This window comes from Pseudovibrio sp. Ad13 (assembly GCF_001623225.1).
Taxonomy (GTDB): Bacteria; Pseudomonadota; Alphaproteobacteria; order Rhizobiales; family Stappiaceae; genus Pseudovibrio.
In genome coordinates this window covers 688154-711105 of sequence record NZ_LMCC01000013.1, presented here as the reverse complement: position 1 = coordinate 711105, position 22952 = coordinate 688154, and the positions used below count along the sequence as shown (strand labels likewise).

Annotated in this window: 22 protein-coding genes; 14 read left to right on the top strand and 8 right to left on the bottom strand. The window is 52.5% G+C overall.

Going from position 1 to position 22952, the window contains the following annotated elements; genetic code table 11:
• Nucleotides 1–181 precede the first annotated feature (181 nt).
• The 7 genes from pdhA to lipA all read left to right on the top strand — a co-directional run bounded on the left by pdhA (nt 182) and on the right by lipA (nt 7953).
• Nucleotides 182–1231, top strand: coding sequence for a pyruvate dehydrogenase (acetyl-transferring) E1 component subunit alpha (pdhA, locus tag PsAD13_RS16970; protein WP_063290883.1), 1050 nt, complete (start codon nt 182–184; stop codon nt 1229–1231).
• Between the two features lie 17 nt (nt 1232–1248).
• On the top strand, nt 1249–2643 hold the full coding sequence (locus PsAD13_RS16965; protein ID WP_063318903.1) for a pyruvate dehydrogenase complex E1 component subunit beta: 1395 nt from the start codon (nt 1249–1251) through the stop codon (nt 2641–2643).
• Nucleotides 2644–2659: 16 nt separating this feature from the next.
• Nucleotides 2660–3994, top strand: a complete 1335-nt coding sequence (locus PsAD13_RS16960) for a pyruvate dehydrogenase complex dihydrolipoamide acetyltransferase (RefSeq protein WP_063318902.1) — start codon at nt 2660–2662, stop codon at nt 3992–3994.
• Between the two features lie 117 nt (nt 3995–4111).
• Nucleotides 4112–4975 (top strand): N-acetylglucosaminyltransferase, encoded by an 864-nt coding sequence (locus PsAD13_RS16955; RefSeq protein ID WP_063318901.1) that lies wholly within the window; start codon nt 4112–4114, stop codon nt 4973–4975.
• Nucleotides 4976–4999: 24 nt separating this feature from the next.
• The gene (gene lpdA / locus PsAD13_RS16950) at nt 5000–6442 is read left to right on the top strand and encodes a dihydrolipoyl dehydrogenase (RefSeq protein WP_063318900.1); all 1443 of its coding nucleotides are present in this window, start codon (nt 5000–5002) and stop codon (nt 6440–6442) included.
• Nucleotides 6443–6535: 93 nt separating this feature from the next.
• Nucleotides 6536–6805, top strand: a complete 270-nt coding sequence (locus tag PsAD13_RS16945; protein ID WP_244271761.1) for a hypothetical protein — start codon at nt 6536–6538, stop codon at nt 6803–6805.
• A 152-nt stretch (nt 6806–6957) separates the two neighbouring features.
• Nucleotides 6958–7953 carry a lipoyl synthase gene (lipA, locus tag PsAD13_RS16940; protein WP_057466208.1) on the top strand — a complete coding sequence of 332 codons (996 nt, stop codon included), beginning with the start codon at nt 6958–6960 and terminating at the stop codon, nt 7951–7953.
• Between the two features lie 80 nt (nt 7954–8033).
• Here lipA and PsAD13_RS16935 read toward each other — a convergent pair whose 3' ends face one another.
• Nucleotides 8034–8948, bottom strand: coding sequence for an EamA family transporter (locus PsAD13_RS16935; protein ID WP_063318899.1), 915 nt, complete (start codon nt 8946–8948; stop codon nt 8034–8036).
• Nucleotides 8949–9068: 120 nt separating this feature from the next.
• On the opposite strand from PsAD13_RS16935, the gene PsAD13_RS27380 reads away from it, so the two are divergent.
• Nucleotides 9069–9644 (top strand): Ada metal-binding domain-containing protein, encoded by a 576-nt coding sequence (locus tag PsAD13_RS27380; protein ID WP_084404742.1) that lies wholly within the window; start codon nt 9069–9071, stop codon nt 9642–9644.
• A 37-nt stretch (nt 9645–9681) separates the two neighbouring features.
• Here the strand turns inward: PsAD13_RS27380 and PsAD13_RS16930 are convergent, their stop codons facing one another.
• Complete coding sequence (locus tag PsAD13_RS16930) at nt 9682–10473, bottom strand: crotonase/enoyl-CoA hydratase family protein (protein WP_063318898.1); 792 nt, start codon at nt 10471–10473, stop codon at nt 9682–9684.
• 79 nt (nt 10474–10552) lie between these two features.
• On the opposite strand from PsAD13_RS16930, the gene PsAD13_RS16925 reads away from it, so the two are divergent.
• On the top strand, nt 10553–11134 hold the full coding sequence (locus PsAD13_RS16925; RefSeq protein WP_063318897.1) for a TetR/AcrR family transcriptional regulator: 582 nt from the start codon (nt 10553–10555) through the stop codon (nt 11132–11134).
• Between the two features lie 53 nt (nt 11135–11187).
• Here PsAD13_RS16925 and PsAD13_RS16920 read toward each other — a convergent pair whose 3' ends face one another.
• Nucleotides 11188–12141 (bottom strand): alpha/beta fold hydrolase, encoded by a 954-nt coding sequence (locus PsAD13_RS16920; protein WP_063318896.1) that lies wholly within the window; start codon nt 12139–12141, stop codon nt 11188–11190.
• 258 nt (nt 12142–12399) lie between these two features.
• On the opposite strand from PsAD13_RS16920, the gene PsAD13_RS16915 reads away from it, so the two are divergent.
• Nucleotides 12400–12852 (top strand): type II toxin-antitoxin system RatA family toxin, encoded by a 453-nt coding sequence (locus PsAD13_RS16915; RefSeq protein ID WP_082597188.1) that lies wholly within the window; start codon nt 12400–12402, stop codon nt 12850–12852.
• Nucleotides 12853–12945: 93 nt separating this feature from the next.
• Here the strand turns inward: PsAD13_RS16915 and PsAD13_RS16910 are convergent, their stop codons facing one another.
• The 5 genes from PsAD13_RS16910 to PsAD13_RS16890 form a co-directional block, all read right to left on the bottom strand.
• Nucleotides 12946–13170, bottom strand: coding sequence for a hypothetical protein (locus PsAD13_RS16910; protein ID WP_063318895.1), 225 nt, complete (start codon nt 13168–13170; stop codon nt 12946–12948).
• Nucleotides 13171–13349: 179 nt separating this feature from the next.
• Nucleotides 13350–13826, bottom strand: coding sequence for a hypothetical protein (locus PsAD13_RS16905; RefSeq protein WP_063318894.1), 477 nt, complete (start codon nt 13824–13826; stop codon nt 13350–13352).
• Between the two features lie 456 nt (nt 13827–14282).
• The gene (locus tag PsAD13_RS16900; protein WP_208980785.1) at nt 14283–14795 is read right to left on the bottom strand and encodes a hypothetical protein; all 513 of its coding nucleotides are present in this window, start codon (nt 14793–14795) and stop codon (nt 14283–14285) included.
• 116 nt (nt 14796–14911) lie between these two features.
• Nucleotides 14912–15412 (bottom strand): CinA family protein, encoded by a 501-nt coding sequence (locus tag PsAD13_RS16895; protein ID WP_063288840.1) that lies wholly within the window; start codon nt 15410–15412, stop codon nt 14912–14914.
• Between the two features lie 31 nt (nt 15413–15443).
• Nucleotides 15444–16658, bottom strand: coding sequence for a bifunctional 2-C-methyl-D-erythritol 4-phosphate cytidylyltransferase/2-C-methyl-D-erythritol 2,4-cyclodiphosphate synthase (locus PsAD13_RS16890; RefSeq protein ID WP_193775957.1), 1215 nt, complete (start codon nt 16656–16658; stop codon nt 15444–15446).
• Nucleotides 16659–16887: 229 nt separating this feature from the next.
• On the opposite strand from PsAD13_RS16890, the gene dusB reads away from it, so the two are divergent.
• The 4 genes from dusB to PsAD13_RS16870 all read left to right on the top strand — a co-directional run bounded on the left by dusB (nt 16888) and on the right by PsAD13_RS16870 (nt 22952).
• Nucleotides 16888–17883, top strand: coding sequence for a tRNA dihydrouridine synthase DusB (gene dusB / locus PsAD13_RS16885; RefSeq protein WP_063318893.1), 996 nt, complete (start codon nt 16888–16890; stop codon nt 17881–17883).
• On the top strand, nt 17883–19031 hold the full coding sequence (locus PsAD13_RS16880) for a nitrogen regulation protein NR(II) (RefSeq protein WP_082597189.1): 1149 nt from the start codon (nt 17883–17885) through the stop codon (nt 19029–19031). Before dusB ends, PsAD13_RS16880 begins: the two co-directional genes overlap by 1 nt.
• 4 nt (nt 19032–19035) lie before the next feature.
• Nucleotides 19036–20475: a nitrogen regulation protein NR(I) gene (gene ntrC / locus PsAD13_RS16875; RefSeq protein WP_057466218.1), complete on the top strand. Its 1440-nt coding sequence runs from the start codon at nt 19036–19038 to the stop codon at nt 20473–20475.
• Nucleotides 20476–20714: 239 nt separating this feature from the next.
• The gene (locus PsAD13_RS16870) at nt 20715–22952 is read left to right on the top strand and encodes a PAS domain-containing sensor histidine kinase (protein WP_063318892.1); all 2238 of its coding nucleotides are present in this window, start codon (nt 20715–20717) and stop codon (nt 22950–22952) included.

Below are 22952 nucleotides of genomic sequence, written 5' to 3'. Positions count from 1 at the left end.
TCAGCGTGTATTAACTTGAATTGGGTTGATTTGATTGAATTAACCTAATTTGAGTTAACTTGAAAATATCAGTAAAATCAACATCTTAGATAAATCCCCAAGTGTTTCTGCTCATATTGGCATTCAGCGCTATGGGAGATAGTGTGCTTTCACCAATTCACGTCACAAAGAGACGAGGCTCATGGCTGGAACTCAATCCAAGTCTTCAGGCGGTCGCGCTAAAAGTGCTACCAAAGCCCGCGGTGCGATGAAAAACGTACCTGCACTAGTAGAATTCTCCAAAGATGAAGAGCTAAACGCTTATCGCGAAATGCTTTTTATCCGTCGCTTCGAAGAAAAGGCGGGTCAGCTTTACGGTATGGGTCTGATCGGTGGCTTCTGTCACCTTTACATCGGCCAGGAAGCTGTTGTCGTTGGAATGGAGATGGCCAAGGAAAAAGGTGATCAGATGGTCACTTCTTACCGTGACCATGCTCACATGCTCGCTTGCGGCATGGACCCGAACGGCGTGATGGCCGAACTGACTGGTCGTCAGGGTGGTCTGTCCAAAGGTAAGGGCGGTTCCATGCACATGTTCTCCAAAGAACAGGAGTTCTATGGCGGACACGGCATCGTGGGTGCTCAGGTTTCACTTGGTACCGGTCTTGCGTTTGCGAACCGTTATAAAGAGAACGGCAAAGTTTCCATGGCGTTCTTCGGCGATGGTGCTGCCAACCAGGGTCAGGTTTACGAGAGCTTCAACATGGCGAAGCTTTGGAACCTGCCAGTGATCTACGTCATTGAGAACAACAAGTACGGCATGGGTACCTCCATTGAACGTGCTTCTTCCACGACAGACCTTAGCCAGCGCGGTGCTTCCTTCGGCATTCCAGGTGTTCAGGTTGATGGTATGGACGTGCGCGCGGTGAAAGCTGCGACCGACTATGCGATGGAATGGTGCCGTGAAGGCAATGGTCCTTACATCCTTGAGATGATCACCTACCGCTACCGTGGCCACTCCATGTCTGACCCTGCAAAATACCGCAGTAAAGATGAAGTCCAGAAGATGCGCTCTGAGCATGACCCGATTGAACAGGTTCGTGCTCGCCTTCTTGAAAAAGAATGGGCAAGTGAGGACGATCTCAAGGCTATCGATAAGGAAGTGCGCGCTGTTGTTGCTGCTTCTGCTGAGTATGCACAGAACGATCCTGAGCCGGATCCATCTGAGCTCTACACAGATATCGTGCTCTAAGGTCGGGATAATACATTATGGCTGTTGAAATTTTAATGCCTGCGCTTTCTCCGACCATGGAAGAAGGCAAACTTGCTAAGTGGCTTAAGAAAGAAGGCGACACCGTTACTGCAGGTGACGTGATTGCTGAAATCGAGACCGATAAAGCAACCATGGAAGTGGAAGCGGTTGATGAGGGCGTGCTTGGCAAGATCCTCGTTGCTGAAGGCACCGAAGAAGTAAAAGTGAACGCGCCGATTGCAGTTTTGCTGGAAGAGGGCGAAGACGCCTCTGCTGCTGACAACCTGGGCGCTGCCCCCGTTGCGCCGGCGGCTCCTGCAGCTGCTGAAGCACCAGCCGCACCGGCAGCTCCTGCGGCACCGGGAACCGGTGCTTCACCAGTTGTAAGCGTTGCACCTGCTGATCCGGAAATTCCTGCGGGCACCAAAATGGTGAGCATGACCGTTCGTGAAGCTTTGCGCGACGCGATGGCGGAAGAAATGCGCCGCAATGAGAACGTGTTCCTGATGGGCGAAGAAGTTGCTCAGTATCAGGGCGCCTACAAGATCTCTCAGGGTCTCCTGGATGAGTTCGGCGAAAAGCGCGTGATCGACACTCCAATCACCGAGCATGGCTTTACCGGCCTTGCTGTTGGCGCTGCGATGGCAGGTTTGAACCCAATCGTTGAGTTCATGACCTTCAACTTCGCAATGCAGGCGATTGACCACATCATCAACTCTGCTGGTAAGACGCTTTACATGTCTGGCGGTCAGATGGGTGCACCAATGGTGTTCCGTGGTGCAAATGGTGCGGCTGCTCGTGTGGGTGCGCAGCACTCTCAGGATTTTGCTGCATGGTATGCTTCCATTCCGGGCCTTAAGGTTGTTCAGCCTTATACCGCTGCTGATGCGAAGGGTCTTTTGAAAGCTGCCATCCGCGACCCGAACCCGGTTGTGTTCCTTGAAAACGAGATCCTTTATGGTCAGCACTTCGATGTGCCGGATGTTGAAGATCTGGTTCTGCCAATCGGCAAGGCGAAGGTTGTTCGCGAAGGTACTGATGCGACCATGGTTTCCTGGAGCATTGGCATGACCTACGCGCTGCAGGCTGTAGATGAGCTGGCAAAGCAGGGCATTTCTGTTGAGCTGATCGATCTGCGTACCATTCGTCCGCTGGACATGGAGACTGTTCTGGCCTCCGTTCGCAAGACTGGCCGACTGGTAACTGTAGAAGAAGCCTTCCCAATCTGTTCCGTTTCCTCTGAAATTGCTTATCGGGTTCAGAGTGAAGCTTTCGATTGGTTGGATGCGCCAGTTCTGCGTGTGACCGGTAAAGATGTTCCAATGCCATATGCAGCAAACCTTGAGAAGCTGGCTCTGCCAAACACCAAGGAAGTTATCGACGCTGTTAAGGCTGTGACCTACACCGCCTAACCGGGAGACAAGTGGTATGCCAATCAATATTCTGATGCCTGCGCTTTCTCCGACTATGGAAGAAGGCAATCTGGCCAAGTGGCTGGTTAAAGAAGGTGACGCGATTTCTGCAGGCGATGTGATTGCAGAGATTGAAACCGATAAAGCGACCATGGAAGTGGAAGCTGTCGATGAAGGCACCATCGGTAAAATCGTGGTTGCTGAAGGCACAGAAGGCGTGAAGGTGAATGCACCGATCGCGATCCTTCTGGAAGAGGGCGAAGACGCTTCTGCGATGGATGCAGCACCTGCTGCTCCTGCGCCAGCTGCCCCTCAGGCTCCTGCAGCACCTGCCGCTGAAGCGGCACTGGCACCAGTTGCAGCTCCTGCACCTGCTGCTCCGATGGCTGCTTCTGGTGAGCGCGTGTTCTCATCCCCTCTGGCGCGCCGTCTGGCGAAGCAGAATGGTCTGGACATTGCGCTGATCAACGGCACCGGCCCACATGGCCGCGTTGTCAAGCGTGACGTTGATGCGGCGATTGCTGCTGGCACTGGCAAGGCTGAGGCTGCTCCAAAAGCTGCGGATGCACCGAAGGCTGCGCAGGCTCCAAAAGCTGCGCTGGCGTCTGGTCCATCTGATGAACAGACCCTGAAACTGTTTGAGGATGGTTCTTACGACCTCGTACCACATGACGGTATGCGTAAGATCATTGCCAAGCGTCTGACAGAATCCAAACAGACTGTTCCGCACTTCTACGTTACTGTAGAATGTGAGCTGGACGCTCTGCTGGCTCTGCGGGCGCAGCTCAATGCATCGGCTCCTAAGGATAAAGACGGCAAGCCTGCTTACAAGCTTTCTGTGAACGATCTGGTTATCAAAGCCCACGCGCTTGCGCTTAAAGCTGTACCAGCTGCCAACGCTTCTTACCTAGAAAGCGGTATGGTGGTTCACAAGCATGCTGACGTTGGTGTGGCAGTTTCCATCGATGGTGGTCTGATCACTCCGATCATCCGCCGCGCTGAAGAGAAAACGCTGTCCACCATCTCCGTTGAGATGAAAGATCTGGCGAAGCGTGCTCGTGAGCGCAAGCTGGCTCCAACCGAATTCCAGGGCGGAACAACCTCTGTTTCCAACCTTGGCATGTTTGGCGTTAAGGAATTTGCTGCGGTGATCAATCCTCCGCACGCAACCATCCTTGCTGTTGGTGCTGGTCAGAAGCGTCCAGTTGTGAAGGGCGATGAAATCGTTCCTGCGACTGTGATGTCTGTGACCCTTTCCACTGACCACCGTGCGGTGGATGGTGCGCTGGGTGCAGAGCTTTTACAGGCCTTCAAAGGCTACATCGAAAACCCGATGTCCATGCTGGTTTAATCAGGACTTACCGGCAGAAACAGGAACCCTGCTTTTCTGCCGGTAAATCCAAGTGGTAGGTGTGAGTAAACAGAGTGGAGTAAGCTGAAGACCGTTTGAGCAAGGAGACCGTTTGATATGGTCAAAGTTGTCGATGGCTTCACGTTTTTCAACGAACTCGATACCCTGGAAATTCGCTTGGGCGAACTTTTCGATGTGGTGGATGAGTTCATTCTTGTAGAGGCCACCAAGACCTTTACCGGACACGAAAAACCTCTCTATTTTGCTGATAACAAGTCGCGGTTTGCACCGTTTTTGAGCAAGATCCGGCATATCATTGTCGAGGACATGCCAGAGACACCGCAGAACGCCTGGTCGAGGGAGTACCACCAACGCGATTGCATAGAACGCGGCCTTAAAGATCTTGCGGTGAAAGATCTGATCATAGTTTCCGACGTGGATGAAATTCCAAAGCCGGAAGCGCTGCTCAGAGCGAAAAATGACCCCAGGAGCTGTAAAAGCCTGACATTCTTTGGCGCAGATATTTTCCGATACAGACTGAATTTCAAAGACGATGTCTCGGATTTTACCTCATGCCCGCGAATGATCAGCGCGATGTTTTTCAAAGGTGCTCAGGCTTTGCGGCGTGAGCGTGCCTTGCAGAGCAAAAGCCTCTCTCCTGTTCTCGAGGCCGCTTTGTGGCAATGGAAAGCTCTTACACGGCACAGCCGGCTTATGCGACGTCAATTGATCAGGTCTTCCAGCTGGCACTTCAGCTTTTTGGGGGACATGGACAAGGTGGTTACGAAACTTGAGGCTTACTCGCACACCGAACACATGAATGATGCCTATCTGGGCCGTGCGCAAAGAACGCTGGACCGTCTGGATGCGGGCGATGGCAGAGGAAAGCTGATCGCTAAGGACAGCGGAGAACTGCCCGACTACGTTTTGGAGAATTTTTCGAAGTTCTCCCACCTTTATGTGGAGCCTCAAGCTCCTTGATGCCGATTTGGCGAGGTTAAAGAGATGAGTGGCAACGCCTACGACGTGATTATCATTGGTTCTGGTCCTGGTGGCTATGTAACCGCAATCCGCTCCGCGCAGCTTGGTTTCAAGACCGCGATTGTCGAGCGTGAACATATGGGCGGTATCTGCCTGAACTGGGGCTGTATCCCAACCAAAGCGCTGCTGCGTTCTGCTGAGATCTACCATTACATGCAGCACGGCAAAGACTACGGTCTTTCCGCTGAAGGCGTGAGCTTTGACGCTTCTGCTGTTGTGAAACGCTCCCGTGGTGTTTCCGGTCAGCTCAATGGCGGCATCGGCTTCCTGATGAAGAAGAACAAGGTCGACATCATCTGGGGTGAAGCAAAGCTCACCAAACCGGGTGAGATCGCTGTTGGGCCTTCTTCCAAAGACGCTATGCAGCCACAGCACCCAACACCTAAGGGTGTGAAGGGCCACGGCACTTACTCCGCCAAGCACGTTATTGTTGCAACTGGTGCGAAGCCGCGCGTCATTCCGGGTCTTGAGCCTGACAAAGAAAACATCTGGACCTATTTCGAAGCGATGGTTCCAGAGAAAATGCCTAAATCCATTGTTGTGATGGGTTCCGGCGCGATCGGCATCGAGTTTGCATCTTTCTATAAGACAATGGGCGTTGACGTGACCGTTGTTGAAATGATGTCGACCATTATGCCGGTTGAAGATCCTGAAATCTCCGCGATTGCGAAAAAGCAGATGGAGAAGCAGGGTATTAAGTTTGTGATGGAAGCGAAGGTTTCCAAGGTTGTTAAGGGTGGCGGTCAGGTGACTGCGACTGTTGAGACCAAAGACGGCAAGACGCAGGAAATCACCGCTGAGAAGCTGATTTCCGCTGTTGGCGTGGTTGGTAACATCGAGAACCTTGGCCTTGAAGCGCTTGGCATCAAGACAGACCGCGGCTGCATCGTGACTGACGGCTTCAGCCGCACCAACGTTCCTGGCGTTTATGCGATTGGTGACGTTGCCGGTCCTCCAATGCTGGCGCACAAGGCTGAGCATGAAGGCGTGATCTGCATTGAGAAGATCTCCGGCCTTGATGTTCACCCGATGAAGAGCGAGCAGATTCCGGGTTGTACCTACTGTAATCCGCAGGTGGCTTCTGTCGGTCTGACTGAGCAGCGTGCGAAAGATGCTGGTTATGAGCTGCGCGTTGGTCGTTTCCCGTTCATGGGTAACGGTAAGGCGATTGCTCTTGGTGAGCCTGAAGGTCTGGTCAAGACGATCTTTGACAAGAAGACCGGTCAGCTGCTGGGTGCGCATATGGTTGGCGCTGAAGTGACCGAGCTCATTCAGGGCTTCGTTGTTGCCATGGGTCTTGAGACCACCGAAGAAGAGCTGATGCACACTGTCTTCCCGCATCCGACCCTTTCCGAAATGATGAAGGAAAGTGTTCTGGACGCCTACGGACGTGCTCTAAATATGTAAATCAATTCCCTCTCACTGGAATTTTACCAGTGAGAGGGACTTAATTTTTCCCGGGTACTCTTCTTATCAAAAAGGAGAAGAACCGTGGACTTTATGAAATCAATCATATGGCTGGTGACATCAGCCGTTTGTGCCGTTGTAGCTACTGTGCTGGTGATGGCTACAGTTGGCGGAGACTTCGCCGTGTTGATTATCGCCGGATTTCTCGGTGGTATTTCAGGGGTTTACCTGTTCGAATTTGCGGATGTGGAAGTTTCCCTGGGGAATGAATATCTCGACCAGGCGGTCGTTGCGATGGTTGGCGCCATTGCGTTTGCTCTGATTGCCTCACTGATTGGTGGGGATGCAATTGGCTTTGAATAGGCGTGGTCCTGAGGCGCGGAACTGACTGAACACCAGTGTCTGGCATTGAGAGATGCTTCATTTCCTGTTATGGACCACTAAACTTATAAGAGACAGCGACACTGACCCTTAAGGCAAGTGTGACGCAAAGTCTCGGACCTGACGGAACTGATATGGTTACACTGGTAAATACACTCGATCCTAATCATAAAAGCCAAACGGCGTCTGCACTGCAGGAAAAAGAGCGTCCGCGCCATCCGGAAAAAGCACATCGCCCGGATAATCCTGTTCAGCGCAAGCCAAAATGGATCCGTGTTAAGGCGCCCACTTCTCCTGTCTACAAAGAGACCCACGAGCTGGTTCGCAAGAACAACCTCGTCACGGTTTGTGAAGAAGCTGGTTGCCCGAATATCGGTGAGTGCTGGTCCAAGAAGCATGCGAGTTTCATGATCCTGGGTGATACCTGTACCCGTGCTTGTGCGTTCTGTAACGTACGCACCGGGATGCCGGGGCCAGTTGATCAAAATGAGCCGGAAAGCATTGGTAAAGCTGTTGCCTCCATGGAACTGCAGCACGTTGTTATCACCTCTGTGGACCGTGATGATCTTGATGATGGCGGTGCGACGCACTTTGCCAACGTGATTGCTGCGATCCGTAAAGCCTCTCCAAAAACAACAATTGAAGTGCTGACGCCTGATTTCCTTCGTAAGGAAGGCGCAGTTGAGATTGTTGTTGCGGCGAAACCTGACGTGTTCAATCACAACATGGAAACGGTTCCTTCCAACTATCTGAAGGTTCGTCCGGGCGCACGCTACTTCCACTCCATCCGCCTTTTGCAGCGCGTGAAGGAGATTGATCCTGAGATGTTCACCAAATCCGGCATCATGGTTGGTCTGGGTGAGGAGCGCAACGAAGTGCTTCAGCTGATGGATGATCTGCGTGTTGCTGATGTGGACTTCCTGACTGTTGGCCAGTACCTGCAGCCAACCAAGAAGCACCATCCGGTGATGAATTTCCCAACACCAGACGAGTTCAAGGCCTATGAGAAGATCGCTTACGCGAAAGGCTTCCTGAAGGTTTCCGCGAACCCGCTGACCCGCTCTTCCCACCACGCTGGCGAAGACTTTGCCGAGCTGAAAGCAGCCCGTAAGGCAAAACAAGGCAACTAAGCGCCGGTTCCACTCCACGAGTTTTTAAAGAGCGTCACACTGCACGGTGTGACGCTTTTTTGTTTGTGGGTGTTGCAAGATCAAGTTGTCTTCTTCGTTAGTCGCGGAAGTTTTATCTGTCCGGTTGCCAGCGCTACTCCTGTAAAGATAAAGAGCAGACCGGTCAGTAGGTTTGCTGTAAGGGTTTCGCCAAGAAATAGTACTCCCAAGACTACGCTGAAACCGGCCCTGAGATAGCTTCCTGTTGTTACTCCTAAAGGGCCAAGTGTGCGTACAAGGCGGAAATAAAGCACCATTGCAAGTGCAGTGGAGAACACACCCAGAGCAAGGATTGAGGCCAGAGATTCAGGCGATGGTGAAAGCTTCAATGGATGGTCGAGTGTGAAAGCAATCGGTGCCATAAGACAAGCTGCAAGGGTCATCGAGCATGCTGCTGTCAGCAGTGGTGGTTGATCTGAAAAGCGCTTTGCGTTCAGGGCAGCTAAGGCATAACAAAGGCTGGCCCCTGTGATTGCCAGTTGTCCGAGTGCTGAGTTTTGTTCTCCTGCAAAGGCCGCAGGCCCCATGATGACACCAATACCTGCAAATCCAATCAGAATGCCGAGGAGCTTTTTGGCGTCTGCGGTCTTGTCCTGCAAAACAAAGTAGCTGATCAAAAATACGAATAGAGGTGGCGTCGTGTTTAAAAGACCTGCAAGGCCACTGGAAGTATGCAGCTGCCCCCAACTGATGAGCGTGAAGGGGAGCGCGTTTTGCAAAATGCCTTGCACAAGAAGTTCACCCCACCGTTTGGCGGTGTTGGGGAAAACGGTTCCGCTGATCATGACCAGTGTGATGAGGACTACAGCACCAATCAGCAGCCTGAGAAGAACGATGGTTGCTGGAGGAACGGTGGTGTTTGCAACTTCGATAAGTGTGAAGGAAGCTCCCCAAAGGAAGGACAGGATTATGAGAAGGCAGAGCTCCGGAATAAGCTTGGCAGATGTTTGAGGCATAGTTGTCCTTTCAGAAAGCCATAATTTCTTGCCACAAATGATCTGCTGAAACTCGCCGGATACGGACTCCATCGTCGATTAAAGATCGACAGATTCAAATAAAAAGAATTTACTGCTGCAATGATTGATGTGGTTGCAGAGTTCCCAGATTGGAAGACGTGTGATCGAGCGCGGTTAGCTAGAGATCGCAGCTATGATGGGGTGTTCTTCTCGGGAGTTAAATCTACTGGGATTTATTGCCGACCTGTTTGTCCTGTTCGCCCTGCAAAATCAGTAAACGTTAGTTTCTATCCATCTGCTGCTGCTGCGGAACAGGCAGGGTATCGTCCGTGCCTTCGTTGCAGGCCCGAGGCCGCGCCCGGTAGCCCTGCATGGATGGGGACTGCAACGACAGTTGAACGTGCGATGCGTCTCATCCATACGGGGTATCTTGATAGTAACAGTGTTCAGCAACTTGCTGAAACTCTCGGTATTGGTAGTCGCCATTTAGCGCGCTTATTTTCCCAGTATCTTGGGGCAACTCCCAGCCAGGTTGCTGCCACGGTAAGACTTCAGCGTGCCAAGCGGCTGATTGACACGACTGATCTCACGTTGGCAGCGATTGCGTTTGCTTCGGGCTTTGGGAGCATACGACGCTTTAATGCCGTGTTTCAGAATTTGTACGGCAGGCCTCCATCTTCACTTCGTAGGTTATGATTATGTGCGTGCATAGGTTTGCCGTCTGACGCCCAGGCTAATCGCCTGCATAGGCGGGGGTTCTTCGTTCTATCCAGGCGTTGAGGCCTTCGTGGATGTCGTTGGTGGGGACCATTTGGGCGAATTGGGCGGCTTCGATTTGGAGGCCTTCGGCGATAGTTGTGTTGAGGCCGCGGGTGACGGCGGTGAGGATGCGGGCGGCGGCGAGTGGGGAGTGGCGCAGGATACGCTCTGCCAGAGCGAAGGCTTCCGGCAGCAGGTCATCGTGCGGGACGACCTTGTTGATGAGGCCAAGCTCACAGGCTCGGTCTGGACCGAACGGGTCTCCGGTGAGCAGCAGCTCCAGCGCGCGCTTGCGACCGGCGAGACGGGGCAGGCGCTGGGTGCCGCCGAAAGTGGGCGGAATGCCGATATTGATCTCTGGTTTGGCAAAGACGGCACGGTCTGAGGCGATTGCCAGATGGGCGGCCTCGGTGATTTCGCAGCCGCCGCCAAAAGCGATGCCGTTGACGGCGATAATGATGGGCTTGGTGAAGTTTTCTATGCGGCTGGTCATGGTCTGGCCGCGGGCTACGAATTGCTTGACGGCAACATCTGTCCCTTTGGTGATGCTCTGGGAGAACTCATGAATGTCACCACCGGCGGAAAATGCCCGTTCTCCTGCACCTGTGAGGATCACCGCGCTGATTTTCGGGTCATCTTCAATCCGGTCCAGAAGGTCCAGAAGGTGGTCGTTGGTCTGGTAGTTCAGTGCGTTGAGCTTTTGCGGGCGGTTTAGGGTGAGCAGTGCAATGCGGTCTCTGACTTCAAACAGAACGAGCTTTTTCATGGTGTTTCCCTCATTTCAAGCTGGATTGACTCAAGGGTAGGAGTGCTGCATTCTTCAGTAAACTCACTGGTTAGTATATATGGCTCAGAAAACTCAGCGGACGACCCGCGATCGCATCTTAGATGCTGCAAACAAGTTGTTTTACGGTGAGGGCATTCGTGCTGTCAGTGTGGATGCCGTTGCCGAGAAAGCAGGTATCACCAAGAAGACGCTCTACTACCATTTCAAAAGCAAAGATGATCTGGTGACTGAGTATCTTATCTCCCGGGACCAACCCAATCTGGAAACATTTGCGACGTGGTTTGATGAGGCGGAGGGGAGCGCTGCGGACAAGACTGCTGCAATTTTTCTGCGTGTTGCCTCAAACGCCCGGCACCCGAAATGGAAGGGATGCGGTTTCATTCGCACAGCTGCGGAACTGGCGAATATGCCGGGGCATCCGGCGGTTGTGGTGGGGGCAAAGCATAAGAAGACGTTTGAGGCGTGGTTGGTAGAGCGTTACACGCTTGCCGGATTGATGGAGCCTGAGGTTCTGGCACGCCGTGTGGTGTTGCTGATGGAGGGGGCATTTTCAACCATGCTTATCCATCGTGATCCTGCGTATGCCGAGGAGGCTGCTGATACGGCAAAGTGCCTTGTTGAACTGCAAGGTAAGGCTTAGATGGTTCTGGTGTGTGAGCGCCTCACTACGATGGGAGGCGCTTCTTTAGGAGTTTAGCTGGTTGCCAATGCTCTGGTGGTGCTCATGTTCTGCAGCCATGTGGTGATGTAGGACAGGCTTTCCTCCCAATTGTCTTCCAGCATGATGTCGTGCCCGGCATGAGGCACGATTTTATGCGTTGCCTCATAGAGGGCAGAAGAGTGCAGGGAGCGGTTGAAGGGGATGATGGCGTCTTCGCTGGCTGTGAGCCATAGTTTGGGTGTTGCATCATCCAGCGGCGGAAACCATTGCGGTGGGCGATGTTGCAGGAGCACGACGTCGGATTCTGGCCCAAGCTGGCTTTGAATGTACTGGGCAACCGGGTTTGAGCGATCTGCAAGGAACCATTTTGCCACGGTTTTGGGGGATCTGAACTGGAACTTGTATCCCAAAAGAGGTGACAGCGCTGTTCCAAGCCAGTCGATGGACATGGCGTTTCTCAGGCAGTCTTGCATAACGTCAATGGCGGTCCATGAGGCGACAAAAACGGCTGCTTTCAGCCCGCCGACATACTTCAGATACCACTGCACCAAAGCGCCGCCCATGCTGTGGCCGATCAGAACGGCGGGCTGGTCATGGCGTTTAACCTCCTCATGCACAAATCGGAGGTAATAGCCTAATGTGGCTTCTGCTGTGGGGCGTTGTTCTGGAGAGTGACCGTGGCCGGGCAGGCTGATGGCGACACTCTCCCAGCCGGATTCTGCGAGTTTTTCCTGATAGTTCTTCCAGCACCATGCGCCATGCCACATGCCGTGGATGAAGATGAGCAGGGTTTTGTGCCGGGCTTGATGGGGAATGTATCTGATGCGTTCAATTCCGCCTTCGACCACTGTGATTTGATGGTATTTGGCGGTTTCTTCGCGGCTGATGACCTGTACAGGGCTATCTGTAAGAGTATTAGTGGTTTTAATGTAATCTTCTTCTCCGCCTTCTTTGGCGAGGTGGGAAATTTTAAAAGGACTAAGCATTGGGTTTGCTTTCAAAAAGAGCTAAGTATTAGCGCATAGTGTAGAATTGAGTTTTGAGTGCTGACCAGAGTTTTGAGAATGAAACGGTTGCGTTAGATCGTCGCGGTATAATTGCGACTTGAAAATTTCTGATGCTTTTGGCTCACAGGGGCCTGCTTGATGAGAGAAAACCTGAAAATTTTCTTGGCAAATCAAAAAAGGTCGCTTAGAGCATCCTGAAGAATTTTTGAAAAACTAGAAGAAAAAGAACGCGAGCATATGCCGTCTTTCGAAAGCACACACCGGGTTCAGCACAGTGCTGATGATATGTTTGATCTGGTTGCAGATGTGGAGCAGTACCCCCAGTTTGTGCCTTTATGTCAAGCATTGCGTGTGCGCGGACGCCGGAAGATTGATGACCACCGTGAAATGATGGTGGCGGATATGACTGTAGCTTACAAAGTTTTCAAAGAGACATTTGCCAGCCGTGTGACCCTTGATCGTGAGGCTAGTAAAATTACGGTTGAGTATCTGGATGGCCCGTTTCGCCATCTGGAAAATGTCTGGAGCTTCGATCCGGTTTCCGAAAAGGAATGCGATGTGAGCTTCTATATCAATTATGAGTTCAAGAGCCGGACACTCGGCACCATGATGGGTGCCATGTTCGACCGCGCCTTCCGCAAATTCTCCAGTGCCTTTGAAGACCGCGCCGACAAAATCTACGGCACCTAAAAATCTGAAGACTGATGCCTGCTAAAATTGGGCGCATTTAGATAATCTGAATATATTCCATAATCATATGGGTGACTCATATTCTTGTGTGGGCTATCGCAGGACCTCCAGGTGTTGCTTTAATCCTGCAGGGAAGAGGTCAACGCCGTTTGGGGTGAGTTCTTCGGGATCGAACCAGCGTGCGGTGATTTCCGTTCCGCTGTCTTCCCTAAATGTGATCGTTTCCTGGGTGGGGAAGGCATTGGGCGGGAACGTTACATTTGCGATGAACAGAATTTCGTGACCTGTCTGGCCTTCGTGTTCATAGATGTTTTCCATGACCAGAAGGGCGCCTGAAACAGCGGGGGCTCAGGTGGAAAACCCGTTGATTTGCCACATAATTTTTCAGAACTCGTTAACCTCAGCAATGACCAAGTGTGATGAAGTGGGAATAAGAGGAACTACTGCGGTTGGTTTAATAATGTGTGCGCCTAAAATGATAGGATGCTTCTGCATATTCATTTGTCGTACTCCCTATTATGCCAAGTCCAACCTTTGTATTTACAGTACACTTGATACGATGTGGCGGTTACTTTAGTTAACCTAAAGCCTGACAAGCAAATGTCGTTGCTTGCAAAGCTCTGCAAGCGAAGCAGATATCCAATTCTAAGACCATTATATTTTTGCCAAAACGTTAGCCCATGATCATCACGATAATTAAATGAACCACTCTTTTTGCATTTATTTTTTTCTATTTCATGGAAAAACAAGTCAAATATCACTTTAAGCTGGTCTTTGTTTTTGCTGGAAAAACTATAGCCTGATTGGCTGACAGCATTTTCGAGTAACTTTTCATAATCACATGATCCTGCATGTTTTTTGGGGTCCGAGGTGCATCCGCTGATCAAAATAGCAAATAGACAGACGGCCAACACACGAAACGTGGTTTCCCAAAAGAGGGGCATGGCTCCGGGAAATGACTTTTTGGGTTCCATAATCAAAGGAGGTCATTCAAAGGTTGAATTTAAATTTAGAGGTAGAAGTTGATTATGATGGAGCTTCTAATACAACCCTTTAGAATTGCAGGCGGTGTTGGAGATTTGAGCTATTACTCTGCTGACCAATCCCACTTGATTGGTCCAAACTATAAGTTAGTGAATGGCTGGCCTTTGGTCCGTCGAAATGATGATTTCTGGAGCCGGTGGACGCCTTTTGAGGGGGGCAGCATCATCAGAAGCTTCTGCCGCCAGAAGTCTGTTGCCGCGTCAGTGCGGCCCGAGAGACTTCACCTTAATGGTCTGTGCAGGGCGCCATGTGTGTATTTGAGCTTGCTCATGACGCAAAACTTTCATGTATGAACAGCGGGTTCTGAACGTATCTTGAGCGGGCTTTAGGCAATGATTTAAGCCCACTCGTTGTCTTGGAACCGTGAGATTTCTCAGAAATACCGCTTAATTCTTGTCGCGATTGTTCAGGAACTGGCTCAGGCGGGAGCCTCTCTTCTCGTAGTTTTTAGTAATTTCGGCTTCAGCCTGCTCTGGGGTAAGGCCGTTGCGCATGACGAAGGTGCGCCGGATTGCCTGAAAGCGGTTGGTGAGTTCCTTGTCCGGATCACCATGCTCCATGGTCTTTTCAAGAGAAGCGTAAATGCCGACGTCTTTGAGGTTCAACTGTGTGGTTGGTTTGGTGCACAGAACCACCCAGCCATAGCCCTGGTTTACTTCAAGGCGGATCTTGTGGCCAAGCTGTTCTTCCCATTTTGTCCAGGCAACAGAGTAGGGGCGCACCCAATAGGACTGGCCGCACAGGCGCAGCTCCTTATAGCCACCGCGTGGCATTTTCTGCACTTCGTGAGAGCCGATGAACTCGTCATCGAACCCTCGTGAAATGAGGAATACATCTGATGCCGCATAAGCTGAGGTGCTTAAGCACATGCCCAAAAACAAACTAGCAATATATCTCATGGGTATACCGTGACATTCCGTTGTAAATTTAAAACAGATTTTATCTAAGTTTTCTTAGAATGTCATAAGGTAGTAGTGCCTACCCGGTACTCTTTTAACGAGAAGGTAAATTTCGATTAGCTAGTTTCAATAAAATTTTCTAATAATTTTAATGCTTGTACCAGCGCCTGAAAGCGTATTCCCTCGCGTCCGGTGTTCTCGAAGAGGCATTGGACGTGCTTGGTTTCCTCTTGGTCAGCTGCAAAGCCAAAGTGGACAAGTCCGACAGGTTTGTCTTTGGTGCCACCGTCCGGTCCGGCGATGCCCGTGATGGAAACGGCCACGTTGGCATTGGAGCAAAACAGAGCGCCGCTTGCCATGGCTTTGGCAACTTCGCTGCTGACCGCGCCGTAGCTCATAAGCAGGTCAACGGGGACGCCGATCATCTCATGCTTGGCTTCGTTGGAGTAGGTGACGAAGCCACGATCGAGCACGGCAGATGAGCCGGGCACTTCTGTCAGCAGGCCTGCGAGCAGGCCGCCGGTGCAGCTTTCTGCCGTGGTGATCTTGATCTCTTTTTCAGCGTATCTGGAGACGAGAACGCGTGCTCTTTCCTTAAGGCTGAGGATGTCGGTCATGGTTCTCTCTCCCTTGTTTTGGTGGCTTCGTTTAATCTTCAAACGGAAGCCGGATGGTTGCGCAGGCTTGCGCAGCAATGCCTTCCTGGCGACCGGTGAAGCCCAGCTTTTCAGAGGTGGTTGCTTTCACAGCCACGCGGCCAATGGGCAAGTCGCAGATCTGTGCGATCTGTTTGCGCATTTCTTCCCGGTGTGGGCCGATTTTCGGAGCTTCACAGATCAGCGTTAAATCCAAGTGTGCGATCATGCCGCCGCGCTTGTGAACCCGGTCTATTGCGTATTTCAGGAACTGGTCAGAGGCCGCACCTTTCCACTGCATGTCAGAGGGTGGGAAGTGCGAGCCGATGTCGCCATCTGCCAGTGCGCCGAAGATGGCATCCGTCAGGGCGTGAAGGCCAACATCCGCGTCGGAATGGCCTTTGAGTTTCTGGGTGTGCGGGATGGAGATGCCGCCGAGAATGACGGCGTCACCGTCTTCAAATGCGTGTACGTCGTAGCCCGTTCCAACACGAATGTCGCCAAGGTCTGCGAGTTGTTTCATGGCGATCTGTTCCTGTGCGTTCGTCATGTCTTTGAGTGTGGTGAGTTTGATGTTCTGCGGGTCGCCTGTTGTTATGGTGACAGGTTTGCCTTGCCATTCGATGAGCGCCGTATCATCGGTGAAGCTGTCGATGTTCTCATTGATCGCTTGCTGATGTGCCGCCCAAATGAGCGGATACGGGAAGGCTTGCGGTGTTTGTGCTGCCCAGAGGTGGGTGCGATCGACGGTTTCCAGAACCTGCTGGTTTGCATCTGCCTGCTTTAACGTGTCTGCGACAGGTACTGCAGGAAGGGCAGCTTGCGCGCCGTTTTGCAGGGCCGTGATGGCGTCTTCTATCACCGCTGGTGCTATGAAAGGGCGGGCGGCATCGTGGATCAGGACGTAGTCCGGGGCGTGTTCTTTCAGTGCTTTGAGGCCGCAGGCTACAGATGCCTGTCGTGTAGCTCCGCCAGTGACAGGTTTGATCAGGCGATTGTCTGTCAGTGTGCTCGCGGCACCTTGATAGGCCTTAGTGTCTTCTGCGTGGATGACAGGGAGGACAATGTCGACCTGTGTGGCGGATAAAATTGCTTCCAGTGTTCTTTGCAGAACAGTCTTTCCGCCGAGGTCCCGGTATTGCTTTGGGCTGCTGTCATTTTGCGTCGACATGCGTGAACCGCGTCCGGCTGCAACTATGATACATGCAATTTTTTCAGTGGACTGCAAAACTGGATCACCTGAATGAGTTGAAGCTGCTCCCTTATGCCAAGAGGCGTGAGCGGCTGCGTGGAAACCGTGTTGGTGAGGGTTTTGCTCGATTTAAGAGCGAAGCTCAACACTTCAATCTCTTCTCTTTAATATTCCCTTGCCTAAATTTTTAGTTTGGTTAGAATATGTGCAACTTCATATGCTGCTTATCAAATGTGCAACTGGGCTCTTTCAAGAAATATGCGTAATGCTTACGATAGGTAATATCCCTCTCAAAAACAAAGTTATTCTTGCGCCAATGTCCGGCGTTTCGGATTTGCCGTTTCGCCGTATTGCCCTGCGCTATGGCGTGGGTTTAGTGGTGAGTGAAATGGTTGCCAGTGAAGCGCTGTGTACCGGACACCCAGAATCGCTGATGCGGGCCGAAGGTGAGGGCATTGATCCTCATATTGTTCAGCTGGCAGGTAAAGATCCTCACTGGATGGGCGAGGGCGCGCGCATGGCTGAAAAAGCCGGTGCGGGCGTGATTTACATCAACATGGGCTGTCCTGCCAAAAAGGTGACCTCTGGTTATTCCGGTTCGGCTCTCATGAAAGATCTGGACCACGCCATGACGCTTGTTGAGGCGACGCTGGAGGCTGTGTCTGTTCCAGTGACGTTAAAGATGCGTCTGGGGTGGGATGAGACTTCCATAAATGCTCCGGAGCTTGCTAAACGGGCGGTGGATGCGGGTGTGAAGATGATCACCGTGCATGGTCGTACGCGTTCGCAGTTTTACAAGGGCAAGGCGGATTGGAGGGCAATCCGGCAGGTGCGGGATGTTGTTCCGGATGTGCCGCTGGTGGCCAATGGTGATTGCTGCAAGTTTGAGGATGCCGACGAGATGCTGGCGCAATCTGGTGCTGATCTGGTGATGGTTGGCCGTGGTGCTTATGGGCGTCCATGGGTGCCGGGGCGGATTGCGCATTATCTGGAAACGGGTGAACGGCTTGCTGACCCCCACGGGGAAGAGTTGGCCGCGCTTGTTGTGGAGCACTATGACGCCATGCTGGGGCAATATGGCTTTGAGATTGGCGTGCGGGCCTTCCGTAAGCATATGGGCTGGTATCTGGAAGCTGCGGGACGGCTTGATGATGCGCCGCAAGGATTTATGCGAGGGCTTATGACCAGTCTGGATGCCGATCTGGTGCGGAACACCCTTTATGACTGGTTTGTTCAAGTCCCTATGAGGAGCGCTGCCTGATGTTGGAGACGGGAGGAGACACTCTGACAGAAGCCGAGGCTGGTTTGGGCAAAGGTGTGCCGGGACAGGCCGTTTTGGATTCTCTGCCGCACCCTGTTGTGGTGGTTGGAGGAGATGACAAGATCGTTGGGGCAAACAGTGCGGCGGAAGACTTTTTCCATGCCAGTTTGTCGATGCTGAAGCGCCGTGAAGTGTCCTGGTTTGTGCCGTTTGGCAGCCCACTGCTGGGTTTGATTGCACAGGTGCGTGAGCGCGGCGGTGCGGTTAATGAGTATAAGGTGGACATTGGGACACCGCGCATTGGGCAGGAGAAGCTGGTTGATATTCACGCTTCTCCTTTAAGTGATGCTCCGGGCGGCGTTGTGCTGCTGTTTCAGGAGCGCACCATGGCGGAGAAGCTGGATAAACAGCTGACCAGCCGCGGTGCTGCGCGTACCGTGACGGGCCTTGCTGCCATGCTGGCCCATGAGATCAAAAACCCGCTTTCTGGTATTCGCGGCGCAGCTCAGCTGTTGGAGCAGTCAGCCAGTGAAGATGATCGCACTTTGACCCGTCTCATCATGGAGGAGACGGACCGGATCGTGAAACTGGTGGACCGGATGGAGGTGTTTTCCGATGAACGCCCGATTGACCGCGAGCCGGTGAATATTCACGTGGTGCTCGATCACGTGAAACGTGTTGCGGAAAATGGCTTTGCCTCCAAAGTGCGGATCGTCGAGGATTATGACCCTTCCTTGCCACCCGTTTATGCCAACCGCGACCAGTTGGTGCAGATCTTTATCAATCTGATCAAAAACGCGAGCGAGGCGTTGAGCGGCGTGAACGAGCCGGAGATTGTTGTCTCCACGGCCTTCCGTCCCGGTGTGCGTTTGTCTGTGCCCGGCGTGCAGGAGCGTGTGAGCTTGCCGCTTGAGTTTTGTGTGCGCGACAACGGCTATGGTGTGCCGGAAGATCTGCGCCCACATCTGTTTGACCCGTTTATTACGACAAAGACGAATGGCTCTGGCCTTGGGCTGGCGCTGGTTGCCAAGATCGTGGGTGATCATGGCGGCGTGGTGGAGTGCGAGAGCGGCAATCGGGGCACGACCTTCCGCATTCTGATGCCTGCCTTTACCGGGCCTGACGTACATTCTGGAATTGAGGACTAAGAGTATGCCGAGTGGAACCATTCTTGTTGCTGACGACGATTCTGCGATCCGTACCGTTCTCAATCAGGCTCTGTCCCGTGCAGGGTATACTGTTCGGCTGACGTCCAACGCCACCACGTTGTGGCGCTGGGTGAGTTCGGGCGAAGGGGATCTGGTGATCTCCGATGTGGTGATGCCGGATGAGAACGCGTTTGATGTGCTGCCGCGCATCCGCAAGCTGCGTCCGGAATTGCCTGTGATCATCATGAGTGCGCAAAACACCTTCATGACGGCGATTAAGGCCTCTGAGCAAGGGGCCTATGAGTATCTGCCCAAGCCGTTTGATCTGAAAGAGCTGACGGGTATTGTGGGCCGTGCGCTCGCTGAGCCTAAAGGCCGGCAGTTTGATATGAGCGGCGAGGGGAATGACAATATTCCACTTGTGGGTCGTTCTCCTGCCATGCAGGAAATCTACCGCGTGCTTGCCCGCTTGATGCAGACTGATCTGACCGTGATGATCAACGGTGAAAGTGGCACTGGTAAAGAGGTTGTTGCGCGGGCGCTGCATGATTATGGCAAACGCCGGAATGGTCCGTTTGTTGCGGTCAACATGGCGGCGATCCCAAAGGATTTGATTGAATCTGAGCTGTTTGGGCATGAGAAGGGCTCGTTTACTGGCGCTCAGGCGCGTTCTTCTGGTCGGTTTGAGCAGGCTGATGGTGGTACGCTGCTGCTGGATGAAATCGGTGATATGCCGATGGAAGCGCAGACCCGTTTGCTGCGTGTGTTACAGCAGGGCGAGTATACATCTGTAGGTGGTCGTACGCCGATCCAGACAGATGTGCGGATTATTGCGGCGACGAACAAAGACCTGCGTCAGCTGATCAATCAGGGGCTGTTCCGTGAAGATTTGTATTTCCGTCTGAATGTTGTGCCAATTCGCCTTCCGCCTTTGCGGGAACGGACTGAGGATATTCCTGATCTTGTGCGCCACTTCTTCTCTATTGCAGAGAGCGAAGGTTTGCCTGCCAAGCAGATTGAGGTGGCAGCGCTTGATAAGCTGCGCCGTTATCGCTGGCCGGGCAACGTACGTGAGTTGGAAAACCTTGTGCGCCGTCTGGCCGCGCTCTATCCGCAGGATGACATAACCGCCAGTTTGATCGATCTGGAACTTTCTCAGCCTTCTACGGCTGTGAATGACATGGATGCGCCGTCTGTTCAGGATCTGGGTGGGTCTGTGGAGCGGTATCTGGGCGATTACTTCGGCGGGTTTGGTGAAGACCTACCGCCTCCGGGCCTTTATCACCGTATCCTGCGTGAGGTGGAGTATCCTTTGATCAGCGCAGTGCTGGCGGCCACCCGTGGCAACCAGATCAAGGCTGCTGAACTTTTAGGTGTGAACCGCAACACCTTGCGCAAGAAAATCCGCGATCTGGACGTTCAGGTAATCCGCAGCTCCAGATAATCGATTTTTATCGAGTGAAGCTTTCAAAATGGCGCGATCTCTTGCGCCATTTTGCGTTTAATGGGGTGAAGGTGCGTTTGAGTTGTGCACTGCATGCTTATTTTGACCTGTGGACTTTTCGGTTTTCCCCATCAAGAGTGTGACTAATAAAACCCATTGTCGCATTTTGGCAACAATTCGTGCTAATAGTCTGTTTCCAATATTAATAAAGTTATCGCAGGTGCGCAGGTTCGCGTTTCATGATTTTCAAATCAAAAGCAGAAGAACATACTCCAAAGCTTGATGCGAAAGGCCGCAAGTCTCGCATGTTTGGCCTTTCCGTGGTGTTGCTGGCGCTGTGTTCCATCGGGGTTTCCTTTCTGGTGCTGATGGGCGTGACGCCTATCGTTCCTTCTGAAACGGTTGTTTACATTGCGCTTGGCTTTAACGGCGCACTGGTGTTCCTGCTTATCGGCTTGATCATCTTTGAGCTTGTGAAACTGTTGCAGGCGCGGCGCCGTGGGCGTGCAGCGGCCCGGCTGCATGTGCGCATTGTGACTATGTTCTCGCTGGTGGCTGCACTGCCTGCGTTTATTGTTGCTGTGGTGGCAACGATTACGCTGGATCAGGGGCTTGATCGCTGGTTTGAGACAAGAACGCGCAATATCATCACCAACGCCCAGTCGGTTGCGGCCGCTTATGTTCAGGAGCACGGAAACTCGCTGCGGTCCACGCTGATTGGCATGGCCAGTGATGTGGATCTGAACCGTAACTCTTATTTTTATGACCCCACTCGGTTTGACCGCTTTTTTGAGACCCAGACCTGGGTTCGCGGATTGCTGGGGGCATATGTTCTGAAAAATGATGGCACCGTCGTGATGCGTGTGTTGCGCGACCCTAAGGTGGAGCCTTTGCTGCCGCCGCAAGTGGCGATGAACCAGGCTAAGGATGGGGCTCCGGTTTTGATTGCACCGGGCGTTTCCAACCTTGTGGGCGGCGTGATTAAGCTGTCCGCTTTTGATGATCTTTATCTTTATGTGACCCGTGCGCTTGATCCTCGGGTGGTTGAATATCAGCGTCTGGCGGAAGCTGGTGTCAATGAATATGCGGAGCTGGAACAGCGACGCTTTGGTGTTCAACTGGCGTTTGCCCTTGTTTACGTGGGTGTGGCGCTTGTACTGCTGCTCTCCTCCATCTGGGTGGGCTTTGGGTTTGCCAACCAGCTTGTGTTGCCGATCCGTAACCTTATTGGCGCTGCAGATCAGGTTTCCAAAGGCAATTATTATGTTGAGGTTGAAGCTGCGAAGGCGAGCGGTGACCTTGAGAGCCTTGGGCGGACCTTCAACAATATGACGGGTCAGTTGCGTGGGCAAAGGGATGCGCTGCTGGCTGCAAATGACCAGATTGACCGCCGCCGCGGCTTCAGTGAAGCCGTGCTATCTGGGGTGTCCTCTGGCGTAATCGGGATTGATGATGAGGGTGATGTGACCATGGTCAATCGCTCAGCAACACGTCTTCTCAGTCAGGATGAAAACGAGCTTCTGGAAAAACCGATCTACGACAATCTTCCAGAGGTGCAAGAGGTTGTGTCTAAGGCGCTTGAAGAAAGCTCCAGTGGCTCGCAGGTGGCACAGGTTGCCATTATGCGTAAGGGGCGTGAGCGCACTGTGAATGTGCGTGTGACGACTGAGGAAGCGACCCGTTCTGAGCATGGTTTTGTGGTGACGCTGGACGACATCACGGACCTTGTTGCAGCTCAACGTAACTCGGCCTGGGCGGATGTTGCCCGCCGTATTGCGCATGAGATTAAGAACCCGCTGACACCGATCCAGCTTTCTGCTGAGCGTATCCGTCGCCGCTATGGCAAGCGTATTGAAGATGATGACCGTAAGGTGTTTGACCAGTGCGTGGATACGATCATTCGTCAGGTGGGGGATATTGGCCGTATGGTTGATGAATTCTCCTCGTTTGCGCGTATGCCAAAACCAAAGATGGAAGAGGCCGATCTGCGCTCCGTGGTGCGCGAGTCCACCTTTATGGTGTCTGTTGCCAATTCTCAGGTTCATTTTGAAACCGATGTGCCGGATGAGGCTGTACGGGCAACATTTGACAGTCGTCTGGTTGGGCAGGCTGTTGGTAATGTGATCAAGAATGCGTCGGAAGCTGTTGAGGCTTATCTGGCGAGCGAAGAAAATCCGGAGCAAGGCAATGTTCTGGTGAAACTTTATAGGGAAGGTCCGGTTCTCACAATTGATGTGATTGATAACGGGATTGGCCTTCCAACTGAGCACCGCACGCGGCTTTTGGAGCCGTATATGACGACCCGTGAAAAGGGCACCGGCCTTGGGCTCGCGATTGTGCGGAAAATTATGGAAGATCATGGGGGTGGAATTGAACTGCTCGATGCGCCATCTGTTGCCGAGGGTGGACATGGCGCCATGGTTCGGCTGACTTTACGAAGTTTTGATGTTCCTTCCTTCACTGAAAATGTAACGTAA

Bases quoted from the DNA above. Each gene is read 5' to 3' on its own strand.
- pdhA (WP_063290883.1), top strand. From the start codon at position 182: ATGGCTGGAACTCAATCCAAGTCTTCAGGCGGTCGCGCTAAAAGTGCT.
- PsAD13_RS16965 (WP_063318903.1), top strand. From the start codon at position 1,249: ATGGCTGTTGAAATTTTAATGCCTGCGCTTTCTCCGACCATGGAAGAA.
- PsAD13_RS16960 (WP_063318902.1), top strand. From the start codon at position 2,660: ATGCCAATCAATATTCTGATGCCTGCGCTTTCTCCGACTATGGAAGAA.
- PsAD13_RS16955 (WP_063318901.1), top strand. From the start codon at position 4,112: ATGGTCAAAGTTGTCGATGGCTTCACGTTTTTCAACGAACTCGATACC.
- lpdA (WP_063318900.1), top strand. From the start codon at position 5,000: ATGAGTGGCAACGCCTACGACGTGATTATCATTGGTTCTGGTCCTGGT.
- PsAD13_RS16945 (WP_244271761.1), top strand. From the start codon at position 6,536: ATGAAATCAATCATATGGCTGGTGACATCAGCCGTTTGTGCCGTTGTA.
- lipA (WP_057466208.1), top strand. From the start codon at position 6,958: ATGGTTACACTGGTAAATACACTCGATCCTAATCATAAAAGCCAAACG.
- PsAD13_RS16935 (WP_063318899.1), bottom strand. From the start codon at position 8,948: ATGCCTCAAACATCTGCCAAGCTTATTCCGGAGCTCTGCCTTCTCATA.
- PsAD13_RS27380 (WP_084404742.1), top strand. From the start codon at position 9,069: ATGATTGATGTGGTTGCAGAGTTCCCAGATTGGAAGACGTGTGATCGA.
- PsAD13_RS16930 (WP_063318898.1), bottom strand. From the start codon at position 10,473: ATGAAAAAGCTCGTTCTGTTTGAAGTCAGAGACCGCATTGCACTGCTC.
- PsAD13_RS16925 (WP_063318897.1), top strand. From the start codon at position 10,553: ATGGCTCAGAAAACTCAGCGGACGACCCGCGATCGCATCTTAGATGCT.
- PsAD13_RS16920 (WP_063318896.1), bottom strand. From the start codon at position 12,141: ATGCTTAGTCCTTTTAAAATTTCCCACCTCGCCAAAGAAGGCGGAGAA.
- PsAD13_RS16915 (WP_082597188.1), top strand. From the start codon at position 12,400: ATGCCGTCTTTCGAAAGCACACACCGGGTTCAGCACAGTGCTGATGAT.
- PsAD13_RS16910 (WP_063318895.1), bottom strand. From the start codon at position 13,170: ATGGAAAACATCTATGAACACGAAGGCCAGACAGGTCACGAAATTCTG.
- PsAD13_RS16905 (WP_063318894.1), bottom strand. From the start codon at position 13,826: ATGGAACCCAAAAAGTCATTTCCCGGAGCCATGCCCCTCTTTTGGGAA.
- PsAD13_RS16900 (WP_208980785.1), bottom strand. From the start codon at position 14,795: ATGAGATATATTGCTAGTTTGTTTTTGGGCATGTGCTTAAGCACCTCA.
- PsAD13_RS16895 (WP_063288840.1), bottom strand. From the start codon at position 15,412: ATGACCGACATCCTCAGCCTTAAGGAAAGAGCACGCGTTCTCGTCTCC.
- dusB (WP_063318893.1), top strand. From the start codon at position 16,888: ATGCTTACGATAGGTAATATCCCTCTCAAAAACAAAGTTATTCTTGCG.
- PsAD13_RS16880 (WP_082597189.1), top strand. From the start codon at position 17,883: ATGTTGGAGACGGGAGGAGACACTCTGACAGAAGCCGAGGCTGGTTTG.
- ntrC (WP_057466218.1), top strand. From the start codon at position 19,036: ATGCCGAGTGGAACCATTCTTGTTGCTGACGACGATTCTGCGATCCGT.
- PsAD13_RS16870 (WP_063318892.1), top strand. From the start codon at position 20,715: ATGATTTTCAAATCAAAAGCAGAAGAACATACTCCAAAGCTTGATGCG.